16 protein-coding genes are annotated in these 17,439 nt (G+C 58.9%); 7 read left to right on the forward strand and 9 right to left on the reverse strand.

Annotated elements, in window-relative coordinates; genetic code table 11:
- Window positions 1-3 precede the first annotated feature (3 nt).
- On the reverse strand, window positions 4-963 hold the full coding sequence (locus tag ACOYXH_RS09345; protein WP_007913915.1) for an AAA family ATPase: 960 nt from the start codon (window positions 961-963) through the stop codon (window positions 4-6).
- Window positions 964-1,283: 320 nt separating this feature from the next.
- Entirely contained in the window at window positions 1,284-1,637 is a 354-nt protein-coding gene (locus tag ACOYXH_RS09350) for a hypothetical protein (protein ID WP_371043960.1), read from the reverse strand.
- Between the two features lie 504 nt (window positions 1,638-2,141).
- On the opposite strand from ACOYXH_RS09350, the gene ACOYXH_RS09355 reads away from it, so the two are divergent.
- The gene (locus tag ACOYXH_RS09355; RefSeq protein WP_460410553.1) at window positions 2,142-7,037 is read left to right on the forward strand and encodes an NAD-glutamate dehydrogenase; all 4,896 of its coding nucleotides are present in this window, start codon (window positions 2,142-2,144) and stop codon (window positions 7,035-7,037) included.
- Between the two features lie 164 nt (window positions 7,038-7,201).
- On the opposite strand, the gene ACOYXH_RS09360 is transcribed toward ACOYXH_RS09355, so the two are convergent.
- The 4 genes from ACOYXH_RS09360 to pdxR form a co-directional block, all read right to left on the reverse strand.
- Window positions 7,202-7,915 carry an ATPase gene (locus ACOYXH_RS09360; protein WP_460410554.1) on the reverse strand — a complete coding sequence of 238 codons (714 nt, stop codon included), beginning with the start codon at window positions 7,913-7,915 and terminating at the stop codon, window positions 7,202-7,204.
- 216 nt (window positions 7,916-8,131) lie between these two features.
- Window positions 8,132-8,536: a cupin domain-containing protein gene (locus tag ACOYXH_RS09365; RefSeq protein WP_095050121.1), complete on the reverse strand. Its 405-nt coding sequence runs from the start codon at window positions 8,534-8,536 to the stop codon at window positions 8,132-8,134.
- Window positions 8,537-8,762: 226 nt separating this feature from the next.
- Window positions 8,763-9,056 (reverse strand): putative quinol monooxygenase, encoded by a 294-nt coding sequence (locus ACOYXH_RS09370; protein ID WP_008087993.1) that lies wholly within the window; start codon window positions 9,054-9,056, stop codon window positions 8,763-8,765.
- Window positions 9,057-9,179: 123 nt separating this feature from the next.
- Window positions 9,180-10,613 carry a MocR-like pyridoxine biosynthesis transcription factor PdxR gene (gene pdxR / locus ACOYXH_RS09375; protein ID WP_186624275.1) on the reverse strand — a complete coding sequence of 478 codons (1,434 nt, stop codon included), beginning with the start codon at window positions 10,611-10,613 and terminating at the stop codon, window positions 9,180-9,182.
- A gap of 310 nt (window positions 10,614-10,923) precedes the next feature.
- On the opposite strand from pdxR, the gene ACOYXH_RS09380 reads away from it, so the two are divergent.
- The gene (locus tag ACOYXH_RS09380; RefSeq protein ID WP_095050123.1) at window positions 10,924-11,364 is read left to right on the forward strand and encodes a carboxymuconolactone decarboxylase family protein; all 441 of its coding nucleotides are present in this window, start codon (window positions 10,924-10,926) and stop codon (window positions 11,362-11,364) included.
- Between the two features lie 235 nt (window positions 11,365-11,599).
- Here ACOYXH_RS09380 and ACOYXH_RS09385 read toward each other — a convergent pair whose 3' ends face one another.
- Window positions 11,600-11,914, reverse strand: a complete 315-nt coding sequence (locus ACOYXH_RS09385) for a hypothetical protein (RefSeq protein ID WP_077573225.1) — start codon at window positions 11,912-11,914, stop codon at window positions 11,600-11,602.
- 207 nt (window positions 11,915-12,121) lie between these two features.
- Between ACOYXH_RS09385 and ACOYXH_RS09390 the strand changes: the two genes are divergently transcribed.
- From ACOYXH_RS09390 to ACOYXH_RS09400, 3 genes are read left to right on the forward strand one after another with little or no spacing between them, the layout of a single operon-like run.
- Entirely contained in the window at window positions 12,122-12,787 is a 666-nt protein-coding gene (locus ACOYXH_RS09390; protein ID WP_258709923.1) for a secretin and TonB N-terminal domain-containing protein, read from the forward strand.
- Window positions 12,784-13,335 carry an RNA polymerase sigma factor gene (locus ACOYXH_RS09395; protein ID WP_093437948.1) on the forward strand — a complete coding sequence of 184 codons (552 nt, stop codon included), beginning with the start codon at window positions 12,784-12,786 and terminating at the stop codon, window positions 13,333-13,335. Before ACOYXH_RS09390 ends, ACOYXH_RS09395 begins: the two co-directional genes overlap by 4 nt.
- A gap of 31 nt (window positions 13,336-13,366) precedes the next feature.
- On the forward strand, window positions 13,367-14,305 hold the full coding sequence (locus ACOYXH_RS09400) for a FecR family protein (protein WP_460410557.1): 939 nt from the start codon (window positions 13,367-13,369) through the stop codon (window positions 14,303-14,305).
- 693 nt (window positions 14,306-14,998) lie between these two features.
- Here ACOYXH_RS09400 and ACOYXH_RS09405 read toward each other — a convergent pair.
- Together ACOYXH_RS09405 and gspH are read right to left on the reverse strand one after the other, a co-directional pair.
- The gene (locus ACOYXH_RS09405) at window positions 14,999-15,607 is read right to left on the reverse strand and encodes a prepilin-type N-terminal cleavage/methylation domain-containing protein (RefSeq protein ID WP_460410559.1); all 609 of its coding nucleotides are present in this window, start codon (window positions 15,605-15,607) and stop codon (window positions 14,999-15,001) included.
- Window positions 15,604-16,050 carry a type II secretion system minor pseudopilin GspH gene (gene gspH, locus ACOYXH_RS09410; RefSeq protein WP_007913940.1) on the reverse strand — a complete coding sequence of 149 codons (447 nt, stop codon included), beginning with the start codon at window positions 16,048-16,050 and terminating at the stop codon, window positions 15,604-15,606. Before gspH ends, ACOYXH_RS09405 begins: the two co-directional genes overlap by 4 nt.
- 120 nt (window positions 16,051-16,170) lie before the next feature.
- Between gspH and ACOYXH_RS09415 the strand changes: the two genes are divergently transcribed.
- Together ACOYXH_RS09415 and ACOYXH_RS09420 are read left to right on the forward strand one after the other, a co-directional pair.
- Window positions 16,171-16,602 carry a type II secretion system protein N gene (locus ACOYXH_RS09415; protein ID WP_460410561.1) on the forward strand — a complete coding sequence of 144 codons (432 nt, stop codon included), beginning with the start codon at window positions 16,171-16,173 and terminating at the stop codon, window positions 16,600-16,602.
- 92 nt (window positions 16,603-16,694) lie between these two features.
- The gene (locus ACOYXH_RS09420; RefSeq protein ID WP_460410563.1) at window positions 16,695-17,321 is read left to right on the forward strand and encodes a hypothetical protein; all 627 of its coding nucleotides are present in this window, start codon (window positions 16,695-16,697) and stop codon (window positions 17,319-17,321) included.
- The last annotated feature ends 118 nt before the right edge of the window (window positions 17,322-17,439 follow it).

The following is a 17,439-nucleotide window of genomic DNA, read 5'->3' on the forward strand; positions in this document are numbered from 1 at the left end:
GGGTCAAGCGACGGCTACGACGTCGAGAATCCGCTGCACCACCCGATCCTGATCGATGCCGGCGGCTTCGGCTTCAAACGACAAAATGATGCGGTGACGCAACACATCGAACAGCACCGCCTGGATGTCTTCCGGGCTGACGAAGTCGCGACCGGCCAGCCAGGCGTGAGCGCGGGCACAGCGGTCGAGAGCAATCGAGCCGCGCGGGCTGGCGCCGTAGGCGATCCACTCGGCCATTTCCGGGTCGAACTTGGCCGGGTTGCGCGTGGCCATGACCAGTTGCACGAGGTATTCCTCCACGGCGTCGGCCATGTACAGACCGAGGATTTCCTTGCGCGCGGCGAAGATTGCCTGCTGGCTCACGCGGCGTTCAGGCTTGGTTTCACCGTTCAACGCTTCGCCACGAGCCTGCTGCAGGATACGGCGTTCGACGGCAGCGTCCGGGAAACCGATTTTCACGTGCATCAGAAAACGGTCGAGCTGTGCTTCCGGCAGCGGATACGTGCCTTCCTGCTCGATCGGGTTTTGCGTGGCCATTACCAGAAACAGCGGCGACAACTCGTAAGTGCTGCGACCGACACTGACCTGACGCTCGGCCATGGCTTCTAGCAGCGCCGATTGCACTTTGGCCGGGGCACGGTTGATTTCGTCCGCCAGCACCAGATTGTGGAAGATCGGCCCTTGCTGGAACACGAAACTGCCGGTTTCCGGGCGATAGATCTCGGTGCCGGTGATGTCGGCCGGCAGCAGGTCAGGGGTGAACTGAATGCGATGGAACTGGGCTTCGATGCCCTCGGCGAGTTCTTTGATCGCTTTGGTCTTGGCCAGACCCGGCGCACCCTCGACCAGCATGTGGCCGTCGGCGAGCAGGGCGATGAGCAAACGCTCGATGAGTTTTTCCTGGCCGAGAATCTGCGTTGAAAGAAAGGTTCGCAGCGCCAGCAGCGCTTCACGATGTTCCATCGGTGACTGTTCCTGGAAAGGGGTGGCCACAGGCGTCCGGATAACGCCAGGGCTGGGGGCGTTACTTTAATCCATCGCGGGGGGTGGCGACTAACGGCATTTTGTAGAAAAAGGCAAAAGATCGCAGCCTGCGGCAGCTCCTACAGGTGATTGCATTCCAATGTAGGAGCTGCCGCAGGCTGCGATCTTTTGGCTGTCTGTGAAGGCCTCATCGCTGGCAAGCCAGCTCCCACAGGGACCGATGTGTTGCATAGATCGCATTCACACCGCTGATACTTGTGGGCGCTGGCTTGCCAGCGATGAGGCCAGTCTGGACGCCATCAAACTTCGTTAATGAAGGTACCCGTCCCATCAAGGATATTCGTCAAGGTCTCGACAACCTCATCCAGATCAACCATGTCCGGGTTAAAGCTGATCTCCAGCACATCGTCCCCATTCAACGCATCGGCATCCGCCGCCGCAATCTCGATCTTCAACAGATTCGAAGTCAGGGTGACTTTCACCCCGTCCAGCGTCGAAGGTTCGCCATCCAGAGTGATCTCCAGCTCATCCTCATCCGGGTAGCGGCTCATCAGGAACATGTCGCCCTTGTCGCTGTGGCAGCAGAGCATTGCCATGTTGTCTTCTTCGTCATCGCACGGGTTGACGATCAGTAGGGCGGTGGTCATTTGCATGGTCAATTCCTGCCTCGAGGGGCGTGTTGGTCGCTAATGGGCGCGATTCTGCCAGTCCTCGGGAATTTCTGCATGTGAGAGTGTCAGAGGATGTGTCGTGAACGCGACATGGATCAATGGTCATTTCTGGCACGCATGTACCGTAAAAACGGGCATTCAGACCGGCATTTTCCACCACGACTGCTAGTGTTTACCGGTGCCAGACCCTCGGTTTACGTGCCAATGACCGAATATGTCGCAGCACCGCAAGCAGACACATTGTCGCACCCTTTAAGCTGCGCAACGGATGAGCACCCGTAAAGGCATTGTCGGCACCGCTGGCAGTCGCTTTTGCAGATGCTCATTCTATGGAAGGTGAATGTGACCTGAGTGTCCCGTCCAGCTTCACCCACCTGTCCCCCTGTTTCCTCTGCCCGAGAATCAGGAACAGGGCGACACAAGCCCCGAAAGGGGTGTTGCACGCGACGCTTTCCATCAATAACAAGCTTAAGCGGAGTACCACAGATGGCGTTCTTCACCGCAGCCAGCAAAGCCGACTTCCAGCACCAACTGCAAGCGGCACTGGCGCAGCACATCAGTGAACAGGCACTGCCACAAGTGGCGCTGTTCGCTGAACAATTCTTCGGCATCATTTCTTTGGACGAGCTGACTCAACGTCGCCTCTCCGACCTCGCTGGCTGTACTCTTTCCGCGTGGCGCCTGCTTGAGCGCTTCGATCACGCGCAACCGCAAGTGCGCGTCTACAACCCTGATTACGAGCGTCATGGCTGGCAGTCGACCCACACCGCGGTCGAAGTCCTGCACCACGACCTGCCATTTCTGGTCGACTCGGTTCGTACTGAACTGAACCGCCGCGGCTACAGTATCCACACCCTGCAAACCACCGTGCTCAGCGTGCGTCGTGGCAGCAAGGGCGAGTTGCTGGAAATCCTGCCGAAAGGCACCCAGGGCGACGGCATTCTGCAAGAGTCGTTGATGTACCTGGAAATCGACCGCTGCGCCAACGCGGCCGAACTGAATGTGCTGAGCAAAGAGCTGGAACAGGTTCTCGGTGAAGTCCGCGTCGCGGTCGCCGATTTCGAGCCGATGAAAGCCAAGGTGCAGGAAATCCTCACCAAACTCGACAACAGCTCCTTCGCCGTCGATGCCGACGAAAAGAACGAAATCAAAAGCTTCCTGGAATGGCTGGTGGGCAACCACTTCACCTTCCTCGGCTATGAAGAATTCGTAGTCACCGATCAGGCCGATGGCGGCCATATCGAGTACGACCAGAACTCCTTCCTCGGCCTGACCAAACTGCTGCGCACCGGCCTGACCTACGAAGACCTGCGCATCGAAGACTACGCCGTTGCCTACCTGCGCGAACCGACCCTGCTGTCGTTCGCCAAGGCTGCGCACCCAAGCCGTGTACACCGTCCGGCCTACCCTGACTACGTGTCGATCCGTGAAATCGACGCCGACGGCAAAGTCATCAAAGAACACCGTTTCATGGGCCTGTACACCTCCTCGGTGTATGGCGAGAGCGTGCGGGTCATCCCGTTCATCCGCCGCAAGGTCGAAGAAATCGAAACGCGCTCCGGCTTCCAGTCCAAGGCTCACCTGGGCAAGGAACTGGCGCAGGTGCTTGAAGTGCTGCCGCGTGATGACCTGTTCCAGACCCCGGTCGACGAACTGTTCACCACCGTGATGTCGATCGTGCAGATCCAGGAACGCAACAAGATCCGCGTGTTCCTGCGCAAAGACCCGTACGGTCGTTTCTGCTACTGCCTGGCCTACGTGCCGCGCGACATCTACTCCACCGAAGTTCGCCAGAAGATCCAGCAAGTGCTGATGGAGCGCCTGAAGGCTTCCGATTGCGAGTTCTGGACGTTCTTCTCCGAGTCGGTACTGGCGCGCGTGCAGTTGATTCTGCGTGTCGACCCGAAAAACCGTCTCGACATCGACACCGTGCTGCTGGAAAAAGAAGTCGTACAAGCGTGCCGCAGCTGGCAGGACGACTACGCCGCACTGACCGTCGAAAGCTTCGGCGAAGCCCACGGCACCAACGTACTGGCGGACTTCCCGAAAGGCTTCCCGGCCGGCTACCGCGAGCGTTTCGCTGCGCATTCGGCCGTGGTCGACATGCAGCACCTGCTGAGCCTCAACGAAAAAAATCCGCTGGTGATGAGCTTCTATCAGCCGCTCGGTCAGGTCTCCGGCCAGCGCGAGCTGCATTGCAAGCTGTACCACGCCGACACGCCGCTGGCGCTGTCCGACGTCTTGCCGATCCTGGAAAACCTCGGCCTGCGCGTACTGGGCGAATTCCCGTACCGTCTGCGTCACACCAATGGCCGCGAGTTCTGGATCCACGACTTCGCGTTCACTGCCGCTGAAGGCCTCGACCTCGACATCCAGCAACTCAACGACACCCTGCAGGACGCGTTCGTCCACATCGTTCGCGGCGACGCCGAAAACGATGCGTTCAACCGTCTGGTACTGACCGCCGGCCTGCCATGGCGCGACGTCGCGCTGCTGCGTGCTTACGCGCGTTACCTGAAGCAGATTCGTCTGGGCTTCGACCTGGGTTACATCGCCAGCACCCTGAACAACCACACCGACATCGCTCGCGAACTGACCCGGTTGTTCAAGACCCGCTTCTATCTGGCGCGCAAACTCAGCGACGACGATCTGGAAGACAAGCAACTGCGTCTGGAACAAGCGATTCTGACCGCACTGGACGACGTCCAGGTGCTCAACGAAGACCGCATCCTGCGTCGTTACCTCGACCTGATCAAAGCCACCCTGCGGACCAACTTCTATCAGACTGACGCCAACGGCCAGAACAAGTCGTACTTCAGCTTCAAGTTCAACCCGCACGCGATCCCTGAACTGCCGAAGCCAGTGCCGAAGTTCGAAATCTTCGTCTACTCGCCACGCGTTGAAGGCGTGCACCTGCGCTTCGGTAACGTCGCTCGCGGTGGTCTGCGCTGGTCCGACCGTGAAGAAGACTTCCGTACCGAAGTCCTCGGCCTGGTAAAAGCCCAGCAAGTGAAGAACTCGGTCATCGTGCCAGTAGGTGCGAAGGGCGGCTTCCTGCCGCGTCGCCTGCCACTGGGCGGCAGCCGTGACGAGATCGCGGCGGAGGGCATCGCCTGCTACCGCATCTTCATCTCGGGTCTGTTGGACATCACCGACAACCTGAAAGACGGCGCGCTGGTACCGCCATTGAACGTGGTTCGCCACGACGATGACGACCCGTACCTGGTAGTAGCAGCGGACAAGGGCACTGCGACCTTCTCCGACATCGCCAACGGCATCGCCATCGACTACGGCTTCTGGCTGGGTGACGCGTTTGCGTCCGGTGGTTCGGCCGGTTACGACCACAAGAAAATGGGCATTACCGCCAAAGGCGCGTGGGTTGGCGTACAACGCCACTTCCGCGAGCGCGGCATCAATGTTCAGGAAGACAGCATCACTGTGGTCGGTGTCGGCGATATGGCCGGTGACGTGTTCGGTAACGGCCTGTTGATGTCCGACAAGCTGCAACTGGTTGCCGCGTTTAACCACATGCACATCTTCATCGACCCGAACCCGAATCCGGCGACCAGCTTCGTCGAGCGTCAGCGCATGTTCGACCTGCCGCGTTCGGCCTGGACCGACTACGACACCAGCATCATGTCCGAAGGTGGCGGTATCTTCTCGCGCAGCGCGAAGAGCATCGCGATCTCCCCGCAGATGCAGGAACGCTTCGACATCAAGGCTGACAAGCTGACCCCGACCGAACTGCTGAACGCCTTGCTCAAGGCACCGGTGGATCTGCTGTGGAACGGCGGTATCGGTACTTATGTGAAAGCGAGCACCGAGAGCCACGCCGATGTCGGCGACAAGGCCAACGATGCACTGCGCGTGAACGGCAACGAGCTGCGCTGCAAAGTCGTGGGCGAGGGCGGTAACCTCGGCATGACCCAACTGGGTCGAGTGGAGTTTGGTCTGAATGGCGGCGGTTCCAACACCGACTTCATCGACAACGCCGGTGGCGTGGACTGCTCCGACCACGAAGTGAACATCAAGATCCTGCTGAACGAAGTGGTTCAGGCCGGTGACATGACCGATAAGCAACGCAACCAGTTGCTGGCGAGCATGACCGACGAAGTCGGCAACCTGGTGCTGGGCAACAACTACAAGCAGACTCAGGCCCTGTCCCTGGCGGCGCGCCGTGCCTACGAACGCATCGCTGAGTACAAGCGTCTGATGGGTGATCTGGAAGGCCGTGGCAAGCTGGACCGTGCCATCGAGTTCCTGCCGACCGAAGAGCAGATCAACGAGCGCATTGCCGAAGGCCACGGTCTGACCCGTCCTGAGCTGTCGGTGCTGATCTCGTACAGCAAGATCGACCTCAAAGAGCAGCTGTTGGGCTCCTTGGTGCCGGACGACGACTACCTGACCCGCGACATGGAAACGGCGTTCCCGCCGACCCTGGTCAGCAAGTTCTCCGAAGCCATGCGTCGTCACCGTCTGAAGCGCGAGATCGTCAGCACCCAGATCGCCAACGACCTGGTCAACCACATGGGCATCACCTTCGTTCAACGACTCAAAGAGTCGACCGGCATGAGCCCGGCGAATGTGGCCGGTGCTTACGTGATCGTGCGTGACATCTTCCACCTCCCGCACTGGTTCCGTCAGATCGAAGCGCTGGACTACCAAGTCAGCGCTGACGTGCAGTTGGAGCTGATGGACGAACTGATGCGTCTGGGTCGCCGCGCTACGCGCTGGTTCCTGCGTGCCCGTCGCAACGAGCAGAACGCTGCCCGTGATACCGCGCACTTCGGTCCGCACCTGAAAGAGCTGGGTTTGAAGCTCGACGAACTGCTGAGCGGCGAAATCCGTGAAAACTGGCAGGCGCGTTATCAGGCTTACGTCGAAGCCGGTGTGCCGGAACTGCTGGCGCGTATGGTTGCGGGCACCTCGCACCTGTACACCTTGCTGCCGATCATCGAAGCGTCCGACGTGACTGGCCAGAACCCTGCTGAAGTGGCCAAGGCTTACTTCGCCGTGGGCAGTGCGCTGGACATCACCTGGTACCTGCAACAGATCAGCGCGCTGCCGGTTGAAAACAACTGGCAAGCCCTGGCCCGTGAAGCGTTCCGTGATGACGTCGACTGGCAGCAACGGGCGATCACCATCTCCGTCCTGCAACAGGGCGACGGCACTCAAGACGTGGAAGCACGTCTGGCGCTGTGGATGGAACAGCACGAAAGCATGATCTCGCGCTGGCGCGCCATGCTGGTGGAAATCCGCGCGGCAAGCGGCACGGACTACGCGATGTATGCAGTGGCGAACCGTGAACTGCTGGACCTGGCGTTGAGCGGGCAAGCGGTCGTGCCTGCGGCTGCTGCGAATGCCGAGCTTGAATTGGCATAAGTAAGCGCTGAATGAAAAAGCCCCGGTATCGTGAGATGCCGGGGCTTTTTTATGTCTGAGGGTTTTTTGGTGGCTGTTATGGCGTCATCGCGAGCAGGCTCACTCCTACAGGGGAGCGCATTCCAACTGTAGGAGTGAGCCTGCTCGCGATGGCGTTCTTTATATCAATACAACTTCTGACTTTGTTTACTATCCAGCATTGACACTTTATCCGCAGGCCTTGCGACCAAATTGTTGAGCGACTGGTCAAACTTCTGCAACGCCCGAACTTGCACATCCTGCTGCTGATTAATATCCGCCACTATCTCTTCCGACCGTTTGAAGTCCGCCCACACTGGCGTCAATTCCCGTGCATCCGAACCTTTCGCCGTACCGATATAGTTCAGCTGCGCATCATAAAAATCGGCACTGACGTCGGCCTTGATGTCGGAACTGCGCGAAGTGATCAACTGGCTGTGGGTATCGATGATCGCCACCACATCCGGTCTGGCCGCACGCAGACTCTGCATATCCGGATACACCGTCACCGAGCCGAACTGACGCTGCAGCGAGGCGTTGACCCATTCCACCGCCATGTCTGGTTTCGAGCTGGCGACATAGGCGTCGTGGATCGGCTGCACCAGCAGGCTCTGGCCGAAACCGGTGCCGGCGTTGGCTTGATAGTCACGCAGGTATTCACGGTTGGTCTGGGTACTTGGGCTGTAGACCACGCCGAGCGATACGCCGGGACCGCTTTTTACCTGAGTGGCGCTACTGCGGCCGGTGGGATGAGGCAGCAGAGTATCGAGAGAGGAAACTGCTTTTGGGGCCGTCGGCACTGAACAGGCAGAGAGGGTTAAAACCGATATCGCCAGTACACTGGTGAACGCAAATTTCATGGTGTTTCTCCCGTGAAACAACATCAGTCGGAAAGTTTAAAAGTCGTAAATCACGACCGTTAATTCAGACTAAACCCGTCAACCTGACAATTTGCTGAGCTAACAACAGTTGATTAGGTTCATTTGCTGTAACCCGGCGCGGTTAATTGCCCCGGGAAATAAAAAGGCCCAAATCAACGATTTGAGCCTTTTTATTTATGGCTGGTTAAACAGCCATCAGTTTTTCAGCGGGATCAGCACTTGTTCATCCGGGGCCAGCACCATGAACACCAGCAACTTGGCGGGTTTGCTTTGGCTGGCATTTTTCGACACCAGATGCTCGGAGCCGGCGGGTTCGTACCAGAACTGGCCCTTCTTGTAGGTGATCGGTTGTTCGCCCTTCACTTGGGAAATCACTTCACCTTCCAGCACGTAAGCCATCGCCGTGCCGTCGTGTTTGTGGGCGATTGAGGATTGGCCGGGTTTGTAGTCGACCTCGATCATCATGGCTTTTTTGCCGGGAGCGTTTTTCAGCATCTGGTCTTGCAGGACGGTGACTTTTTCCGAGGGATCGTGGGCGAAAACGGCCGAGGTGCAGAGGCTCAGGGCGAGGGCGGCTGCGAAGAAGGGCAGGGCTTTCATGGCGGGTTACCTGTGATGATCGGGGTGTTGCTGATCACAGTAGTCCGCAGGGCGGGGCATTCAAACGGCCAATATTCGGGAAGATCAGGTGACCAATCGGCGGTTATTCAGCGTGTTTGAGTACGCCATCGCTGGCAAGCCAGCTCCCACAGGTTTTGTGTCGTTCATTAAATTATCGAACGACGCTGAACCCTGTGGGAGCTGGCTTGCCAGCGATAGCGTCAGATCAGACGATAGGGAAGCTGTTGAAATCCACACTATTGGCCAGCCGACTATCGATCAAATCAATAAACCCCTGCGCCTCGGGCCGGTTGAAATGCGCCTGCATCGCCGCTTCCGACTGCCAGCGGGCACTGACCGTCCAGCGGTGGCTGTCCTCGGGGCAGCGGTCGACCAGGTAGGAATCGCAGCCCGGCGTTTCGCGCAGGGTTTCGACGATCTTCTGCAGTTGCTTGCCCAGTTCATCCGAGCGGCCGGCGGCAGCCTGCACCTGCACCGTATTGATCACTTCGTTGGACATTGCTCACACTCCTGAATCAGGCCGGACGAATCCTGCTCATTGAGGGATAACGCCTGTGCAGAATAGGCCTGCACTTGTGGATCACCAATAACCAATCGGCGGTTAAATCTTTAGGCCAATCGCTCAGGCGACCTGCTGGAGGATGTCGCGCAGGCGATCCAGAGCGATATCGATGTCCAGGGTTTCGATGGCGCCAAAGCCGAAGTACAGGCCGTTTTTCGGCGTTTGCTGGTAATAGAAACCGTTGATCGCATACAGGCCGACTTCGACCTTTTTCGCCAGTTCGATCACCAGCGGTAGGTCGATCGGAACCTTGCAGAACACCGTCATGTGGAACCCGGCACTCGGCGGCACCGCCTGCAGCCACGGCGAAAGATCGTCGGCCATGCGCGCCAGAATGCGCTCGCGGCGTTGCGCATAAATGGTGTGGCAGCGGCGGATATGCTTGAGCAGGCAACCCTCGGCGATGAACTTGGCCAGCGCCCATTGCGGCAAGGTCGAGGCGTGTAGATCGGTGAGTTGCTTGGCGCGGATCACCGCCTCGAGGATCGCTGGCGGCAGAATCGCATAACCCAGGCGCAGCTCCGGCAGCAGGGTTTTCGAGAAGGTGCCGACGTAGGCGACGATGCCGCGCTGGTCGAGATTGAACAGCGAATCGGTCGGCCGACCTTCGTAGCGAAACTCACTGTCATAGTCGTCCTCGATGATGATCGCGCCCAACTCATGCGCGCGAGCCAACAAGGCTTCGCGGCGTGCGTGGCTCATCGGCATGCCCAGCGGGAACTGGTGCGACGGCGTGACATAGATGAGGCGGGTGCCCTCGGGAATATGTTCAACCTGAATGCCCTCGGCATCCACCGGAATCCCGACCACCTCGGCGCCATGGGTGGCGAACAGCAGACGCGCTGGCGGATAACCGGGATCTTCCATTGCCACCAGACTGCCCGGGCGGATCAGCACACGGGTGATCAGGTCCAGCGCCTGTTGCGCGCCATTGCACACGACGATGTCTTCATCCTGGCAGTTGATGCCCCGGGAAAACGCGATGTGCCGGGCAATCGCATTGCGCAGCGCCGGCAAGCCTTCGGGCAGGCTGTAGAAACCCTTGGACTGCGCCATCTGCCGCATCGCGTGAGACACGCAGCGGCGCCAGTCATCTTGCGGGAACTGGCCCTTGCTGGTGGCGCCGCCGATAAAGTCGTAGCGCAGCGAACCTTCCAGCGTCGGATGGCGCAGAAACACCGGCAGATTGCGCCAGCTCTCGATCACCTCGGCGCCGGCCAGTTCGGTGTGGCTCTGTTTGCGCTGGATCTGCGCCGGGCGCGCGTTGACGTAGGTGCCTTTGCCGATCACCCCGGTGAGAAAGTTTTCGTAGGTCAGTTGCGCGTAGGTGTCGGAAATGGTCTTGCGCGAAATGCCCAGTTGCTCGGCGAGCAGACGGCTGGGTGGCAATTGCGTGCCGGCAGCCAGACGCCCGGATTCAATGGCCCCGCGCAGTTGCTGATACAACTGACCGGCAAGATCCTTGCGGCCGTTGATCACGACGTGAAGTTCCATACCGACGAGGCTCCTGGGGCTGTTTGGCGTGCCCGCCAGATTACCGCTGTTGTTTGATTCGCAATAGTTGCCTATCCGAAAAACCCGAAATTGGCCCCAATCCCTGTAGGAGTGAGCCTGCTCGCGATCGCGGTGGCACATCCGACAAAAATGTTGCCTGACACACCGCTATCGCGAGCAGGCTCACTCCTACAGGGATTTGTGCTCGGCTCATGGTGATTGGTGTAGCGGTTTTCCGTGGAATTGGGGCTGTAACGCATCGCTGTCGGCGTTTACGGTGCACTCATTATTCCGTCCACCGAGAACCGCCATGTCCCCGCGCCTGGATTACTACAACGCTTCGCCCAAAGCGATGAAAGCGATGATTGCCATGGAGGCGCTGACCGCCCATCTCAGTATCGAACAGCCGCTGCTGCAATTGATCAGGATCCGCGCTTCGCAGCTCAACGGCTGTGCGTTCTGCACCGACATGCATTCAGTGGATGCGCGACGGGCCGGGGAGAGTGATCGGCGCTTGTATGCGATTGCGGTGTGGCGCGACAGTAATTTCTTCAACCCGCGCGAGCGTGCGGCGCTGGCCTGGGCGGAGGCGGTGACGTTGTTGGCGGAGAGCCGTGTGCCCGATGAGGTGTATCAGCAGGCGCGCGAGCAATTCAGCGAAGGCGAACTGGTCGACCTGACCATGGCCGTGACCACCATCAACAGTTGGAATCGCCTTGCGGTGAGCTTCCGCCAAACCCCAAGCGATTGAACCCGCCCTGATCGTTCCCACGCTCCGCGTGGGAATGATCGGTAAGCGACTGAACACCACAGGATCGTTCCCACGCTCTGCGTGGGAATGCCGCAACGGACGCTCCGCGTTCGGCTCCGGATGGGACGCGGAGCGTCCCGGGCTGCATTCCCACGCGGAGCGTAGGAACGATCGGTAAGCGACTGAACACCACAGGATCGTTCCCACGCGGAGCGTGGGAATGATCGGTGGCGTGTCATTGCGGTGGGCGTTGTGGTTTCACTGATGTGCCAAAGGTATTGCCCATCCGCGTACTGGTCGCGGCCGGCGTCGCCAGTCCAACCTGATTCGGCGGCCGTTTGTTCACCGGCACATTCAGCGCCTCCTGGTTCTTTTCCGCCGCCGCCGCGCCTTCCGGGTTGTTGCCCATCTGCTGGCTCAAACAGTCGTAATTCGGCGCCTTGTAGCCGCCGACCGTCACCTCGACACAGCCCAAGGGTTCCTCGGCATAAGCGCTCGACAGCGCCATCAACAACAGCCCGCCAAGGCTCAATCGCCACAGTGTGTTCATGCTCGCCTCCTGGCCGGCCCGACGGGGCCGCGCTATGGCTTGAGTCTAGTGCAAGCCTTGCGCAATTCCCGTGATGGTTTTTTTGCACCGCCCGTCACACCAGATTCATAAACAGCCCTCAGGATGACGATTTCCAAGGATTCGTCAGCCGTGCAGCGAGGCAATTCCACGGACGGTTTTCAGCGTTCAACGAGGCTTGTGCGCCGGATGTGTCTGGGGTGGCTGCTTGGCTGCGCGGCGGGCTACGCCATGGCCGATGCGGTGCCGGCGGACCTGCGCATGACGCTGCACATTCCGGCACAGGATCTGGCGCACGCGCTGGATCAGTACAGCCACGCCACCGGCGTTGCGGTGCTGGTCGACAGTCAGTTGAGTCGCGGTCGCCGCTCGTTGGCGGTGGACGGTGAATACACCGCCGCCGATGCCCTGCGTCGATTGCTTGGCGGCAGTGGTTTGATGGCGCGTTATGCCCGCGACGATGCGTTTACGTTGCAAGTGGCGCAGGTCGAAGACGTGCCGGCGCCGCCGCAAAAGCAAACGCCGGAAAGCGTCGCCGTCAACCGCAGTTACGCGACGGCGGTGCAAGCGGCGATCGAGCGCAACCTGTGCCGCTCGCCGCTGACCCGTCCGGGCAGTTATCGCGCGGTGTTGCAGGTGTGGGTCGGCCGCGACGGCTTGGTGCAGCACAACCGGTTGGTCACTTCGACCGGAGATGTACGGCGCGACAACGCGCTGGTGGAGAGCTTTCGCAATCTCAAAATCGACCGGCCGACGCCCAGCGCCTTGCGTCAGCCGGTCACGTTGCTGTTGTTACCGGAGTCGTCAGGAAAACGCATGGAATGCACCAAATGGGAAGGAGTTTCCGGGGGATGAAAGACGCCGGACAAGGTTCGATGGTCCAACTGTTCCTGGCCTCCTACGAGGACTTTCGGGTGCGCCTGCGCAGGCGTCTCGGTTCGGAAGATCTGGCCAACGACGTGCTACACGAAACCTACCTGCGGGTCGACCGCATGGAGACGCCGCCGAACGTCCTGCGGCCCAATGCCTACCTCTATCGCATGGCCCTGAACATCGCCGCCGACCGCCGTCAGGCCGATGCGCGTCTGCTCACCGGCGAGGAAGTCGAGGAGCTGCTGCAAATCGGCGACGAAGCGCTGGACCCGGCGCGGGTGGTCGGTGGGCAAAAGGAAATCCAGTCGCTGCTCAGTGCGTTGTACGAGCTGCCCGCACGGCGCCGGAAGATCTTCATCGCGGCGCGTCTGGAAGAGGCACCGCATCTGGAAATCTCGCAGCGTTTCGGCATTTCCACGCGCATGGTCGAGAAGGAAATCAAAGCTGCGTTGGGCTTCTGCGCTGCGAAGCTGGAAAGAAAAGTGTTTCAGCGGTTCGGTCGCGGGGCCGGAAAACCGTCTTCTGAATAGTGCCCGATCAATTCGTTGAGAATCTGCGCGTTTGAACATCTTTCGACTGACACCTGCCGAGCCATCGGCGGCCGACAATCTGCACAGCGAAGCTCGCGACTGGCTGGTCCTGCTGACCTCCGGCCGCGCCACCGTGGCCGACGCCCGCGCCCTGCGCGAATGGTGCGCGCAGAGTGCTGAGCATGCCCGCGCGTTCGAGGATGCCAAGCGGTTGTGGCAGCAACTGCAACCGGTCGTGGAGCAAATGCAGGCGCCACGCCGTTTCGGTCGACGTACCTTTCTCGGTGGTGCGATTGCTGCTTCGGCGGCGTTTTTGCTGGTGCGCGGGACGATTCCTGGTGGTTTTGAAGGGCTGGGCGCGGACTACATTACTGAAGTCGGCCAGCAGCGGCGTTTTGAACCGGTGCAGGGTGTGAGTCTGGAGCTGAACACTCAGACGCGGATCAATCAGCGTGCGGTGTCTGAGGGGGTGCAGGGTTTTGAGTTGGTTAGTGGTGAAGTTGAAGTGCAGACCGCGCGGTTGCCGTTGGCGATGCAGGCTGGGGGAGGGTGGTTGCGTGCGAGTCAGGGGCGTTTCAACCTGCGTAATACTGATCAGCAAGTCTGTGTGACTTGTCTTGATGGCGCGGTTGAGGTGGATGTTGAAGGTCGTAGTCTGCGTCTTGAGCCGGGGCAGCAGGTGACCTACGACGCGCGGCAGGTTGGCAGTGTGCAGAGTGTCGACACGGCGGCGGTGATGAATTGGCGTCAGCAGGTTTTGGTGTTCAATGGCGCGACCCTCAGCCAAATGATCGACGAAATCAACCGCTACCGCCCCGGGATGTTGCTGCTGCTCAACCGCGAACTCGGCCAACGCCGCGTCCAGGCGCGCTTTAGCCTTGATCAGCTCGCCGGCGTTGCGCTGCTGATTCGCGATGCTTATGGCGTTAAATGCACTGAGTTGCCGGGTGGCGTTGTCGTTTTGAGTTAGTGGGTTTGACTGGGTACATATCCGTTGCTGCGGTAAAGGCCGCTTAGGGTTTCGCCCTTACGGCGACTCACTTTTTTTACAAACGCCTAAAAAAAGTAAGCAAAAAAACGCTTGCTCCTACGTACGGCCCGCTCGCTAAAGCTCGGGGTACCTTCGCTGCGGGATCCATCCGGGCGCATCGCCTACGGTTTGCTTCGCTGCACCTCCTCTCGATGCATTTGGCTTCGCCAAACGGTCGCTGCGCTCCCACGCCCGGATGAATCCCTCCACTCAGCCTTCCGACGTCGCCCGTGGATCAAGATCAAGATCAAAAGCTGCAGCCGAGCTAACGCTCATCCTGTTGAGTGGGGCGGCTTTGCCGCTTGGGTTGTACGCAAATTATAAACTGTGGGAGCGAGCCTGCTCACGAATGCGGCCTGCCAGCCAACCAATCTCTTGCTGATGCACCCGATCCAACTGTAGGAGTGAGCCTGCTCGCGATGACGACCTCACAGCCAACCAATCCCCACTGACCTCACCCAATTCCTGTGGGAGCTGGCTTGCCAGCGATGACGGCCTGCCAGCCAACCAATATCTACCGGTTGTACTCAATCCCTGTGGGAGTCTGGCTTGCCAGCGATGGCGGCCTGAAAGCCGACCAATTTCCAACTGATTTCAACCAATCCCAATGTAGGAGCTTTGCAGGGATACGCATCAATCCAACGGCCCAATCACCTGCCGATACTTCTCCACCCCCTGCACCGTCCCCCGACTCAAGCGAATCTCCAACCCCAACGGATCCTCCCGCCGATTCCCACTCAACTGCCGCCACCCCTTATCCACCTCCCAAACCCGCACCTGCACATCACTGACATCACTCAAAACAGCAACCCCATTCCCAGGCGCCGGCAACGGATACCGACTCCGCGACTCAGCCACCGCCCGATACAACGTGTCGCCCTTGACCCACCAGCGCACCCGCTGCAAAGCCCCCGGCTGATCCGCCGCCGTGCGAATGATGTCCAGCCGAAACCCCTTACTGTCGCTACTGCGCACAGTCAAAGCGGGCGGGGCGCTCGGCGGCTCATCATCCACCCCAACCTTCTTCGGCTCGGTCAACTCAATCCCCGCCCGCATCTCTACATCCCGCTGCAACTGATTCAGCGCCCGCAACAAACCGTCACTCTGCTCACTGCTCGCCTGCAAATGACTGTCCGCCCGCATCACACTGTCCAGCCCCCGCCAGGCAATCAAACTCACCACCGCCATCAACAAAATCGCGACCATCACCTCAATCAACGTAAACCCTTGCTGGCGCTTCATTGCAGGCTGATCCTTCCACTGCCATCACGCAGCACACTCAAGCGATTCAAGCCATCCGACAACGTCAATTGCAGCGGCGGATTGATCCACTCAGCGTTCAGCACAACCTTCTGTTTCGGCTCCACCCGCACCTCCATTTTCGGACTCTGCCAGGCACGCGGCCGCAACTGCGGATCCTGCGCGAAATGATCAAACCCCTTGCCACTGTCACTGCGCCGACTAAAGCGAAACCCCTTGGCATCACTCACCCACACAATCGGCCGCCCATCCGCGCGCGCCTCCGCCTGCGCCACTTGCAGCAACTGCGCCACGCGCTCGGCATCCTTGCGCAGCAACTGCAACGGATCGGGCTTGATACTAAGGCTGATCGCCGCACTGGCGATGCCGATGATCACCAGCACCACCATCAACTCGATCAGCGTAAAACCCTGTTGCCTGTTCATCGCGCGCGCGCTCCTTTGCGTCCTGCGCCATCGTGCACGGCCAACATGTAAGGCGTGTGAAATAAAACGGAGAGAATTGCCGCGTAGGCTGACAGCAGGGATAAAAAGGAGATTCAACCCATGACCTTCACCGCACGCATTTCCCCACCCCAAATGGTCCAGGCCCTCGCACTGCTCGCAGCGCTGGTCGGCGTAGCGACGTGGTCGTCGCTGCTGCTGACCACTGCCGAATCCCACACCCCGGCAGCGGCCCCGCAATTGCTGGCGGCGCGCAGTGATAGCCCGGCGTTGCAGTGGTTTTCCAATCAAACGGCGCCGATGGACATCAAGGTGAGCGGGGTGATGGCGGGGAGTCGGGGGGCGGTGGCGATACTGAGCTTGAACGATGGGCCGCCGAGGAGTTTTTTGCAGGGGGAGAAGGTGGGGCCTGGGGTGAAGTTGGTGGCGGTGGAGGGGGATGGGGTGGTGATTGAGCAGGGTGGGGAGAGGGTGCGGTTGGGGGTGGAGAGGTTGGCGGAGGGGGTGGTGTTGCCTAGGTTGGTGAGGCCGTAATCAGTGAGGTCTGCGCAAAAAAAATAGTAGCCATATGATGTCATTCCATTGAGAATCGCTTAACCGTCGTAACTCAATGGATGAAATACCTTATGGAAATAGGAACGATCGTAAAAATCATCATGGCTATTGGCGCGATGATCGGTGTAGCGAAAATCTTTTATGAACTGTCCTCCAGCAGTAAGTTGAAGTTGAGGGAGGAGTATAAATTTGCGAAAGAATTTCTCGCCGATCTAGATGAGGAAGTACCACCTCATCACCTTGCTGTTGAGCGAGGCTACTATGCCTTAGCGGGAACTTCTTTAATTCAGGTTTCCGATATAAAGTATCTTATATCTCTCTCAAATCCTAATAAGTCTTTGAGCGATTACGCGCTTTCAAGGCGGTACGTAGAATTAAATAAGAAGGTTCATAGAATTGAATTCCGTTCAAAATACCAGGGTCGGTTTTCTAGAGTCTGGAGGAAGTCATTTTATCTTCTTGTCTACATCTTGGCTTCCTTGTTAGCAATGTCCCCCCTTCTGCTTGCGGCCCCCTTTAATCTTGGTCCGAAATTCATGCTGCTGGCATTGGTCACCATTCCAGGGTGCGGCTTTTTCGCTTTCGACGGGTTACGCAGTTGCATGAAGATTATGAGAGGGGAGGCTTTAGTCAGAGATCAGGAGAAACATGTGCCCCTCATCATTGTGAAGAGCGATAAGAAGATAATTCATAGTTAAAGATATAAAGATGTAGCGGTAGAGGTAGAGGTAAAATATACGTTTTTGCCTCGTCCTGAGAAATGGCTAAGAATCATTTTTTATTAGGTTTTATATGAATCCAGAACACAAGTTTCAC

The organism is Pseudomonas sp. Mb7, assembly GCF_054790525.1.

What these genes read in the sequence shown, in the direction of transcription:
- pdxR (WP_186624275.1), bottom strand. Translation starts at nt 10,613, where the DNA reads ATGGAACTTCACGTCGTGATCAACGGCCGCAAGGATCTTGCCGGTCAG.
- ACOYXH_RS09385 (WP_077573225.1), bottom strand. Translation starts at nt 11,914, where the DNA reads ATGAACACACTGTGGCGATTGAGCCTTGGCGGGCTGTTGTTGATGGCG.
- ACOYXH_RS09390 (WP_258709923.1), top strand. Translation starts at nt 12,122, where the DNA reads ATGTGTCTGGGGTGGCTGCTTGGCTGCGCGGCGGGCTACGCCATGGCC.
- ACOYXH_RS09405 (WP_460410559.1), bottom strand. Translation starts at nt 15,607, where the DNA reads ATGAAGCGCCAGCAAGGGTTTACGTTGATTGAGGTGATGGTCGCGATT.
- ACOYXH_RS09420 (WP_460410563.1), top strand. Translation starts at nt 16,695, where the DNA reads ATGGAAATAGGAACGATCGTAAAAATCATCATGGCTATTGGCGCGATG.
- ACOYXH_RS09395 (WP_093437948.1), top strand. Translation starts at nt 12,784, where the DNA reads ATGAAAGACGCCGGACAAGGTTCGATGGTCCAACTGTTCCTGGCCTCC.
- ACOYXH_RS09380 (WP_095050123.1), top strand. Translation starts at nt 10,924, where the DNA reads ATGTCCCCGCGCCTGGATTACTACAACGCTTCGCCCAAAGCGATGAAA.
- ACOYXH_RS09350 (WP_371043960.1), bottom strand. Translation starts at nt 1,637, where the DNA reads ATGCAAATGACCACCGCCCTACTGATCGTCAACCCGTGCGATGACGAA.
- ACOYXH_RS09345 (WP_007913915.1), bottom strand. Translation starts at nt 963, where the DNA reads ATGGAACATCGTGAAGCGCTGCTGGCGCTGCGAACCTTTCTTTCAACG.
- ACOYXH_RS09370 (WP_008087993.1), bottom strand. Translation starts at nt 9,056, where the DNA reads ATGTCCAACGAAGTGATCAATACGGTGCAGGTGCAGGCTGCCGCCGGC.
- gspH (WP_007913940.1), bottom strand. Translation starts at nt 16,050, where the DNA reads ATGAACAGGCAACAGGGTTTTACGCTGATCGAGTTGATGGTGGTGCTG.
- ACOYXH_RS09360 (WP_460410554.1), bottom strand. Translation starts at nt 7,915, where the DNA reads ATGAAATTTGCGTTCACCAGTGTACTGGCGATATCGGTTTTAACCCTC.
- ACOYXH_RS09355 (WP_460410553.1), top strand. Translation starts at nt 2,142, where the DNA reads ATGGCGTTCTTCACCGCAGCCAGCAAAGCCGACTTCCAGCACCAACTG.
- ACOYXH_RS09365 (WP_095050121.1), bottom strand. Translation starts at nt 8,536, where the DNA reads ATGAAAGCCCTGCCCTTCTTCGCAGCCGCCCTCGCCCTGAGCCTCTGC.
- ACOYXH_RS09415 (WP_460410561.1), top strand. Translation starts at nt 16,171, where the DNA reads ATGACCTTCACCGCACGCATTTCCCCACCCCAAATGGTCCAGGCCCTC.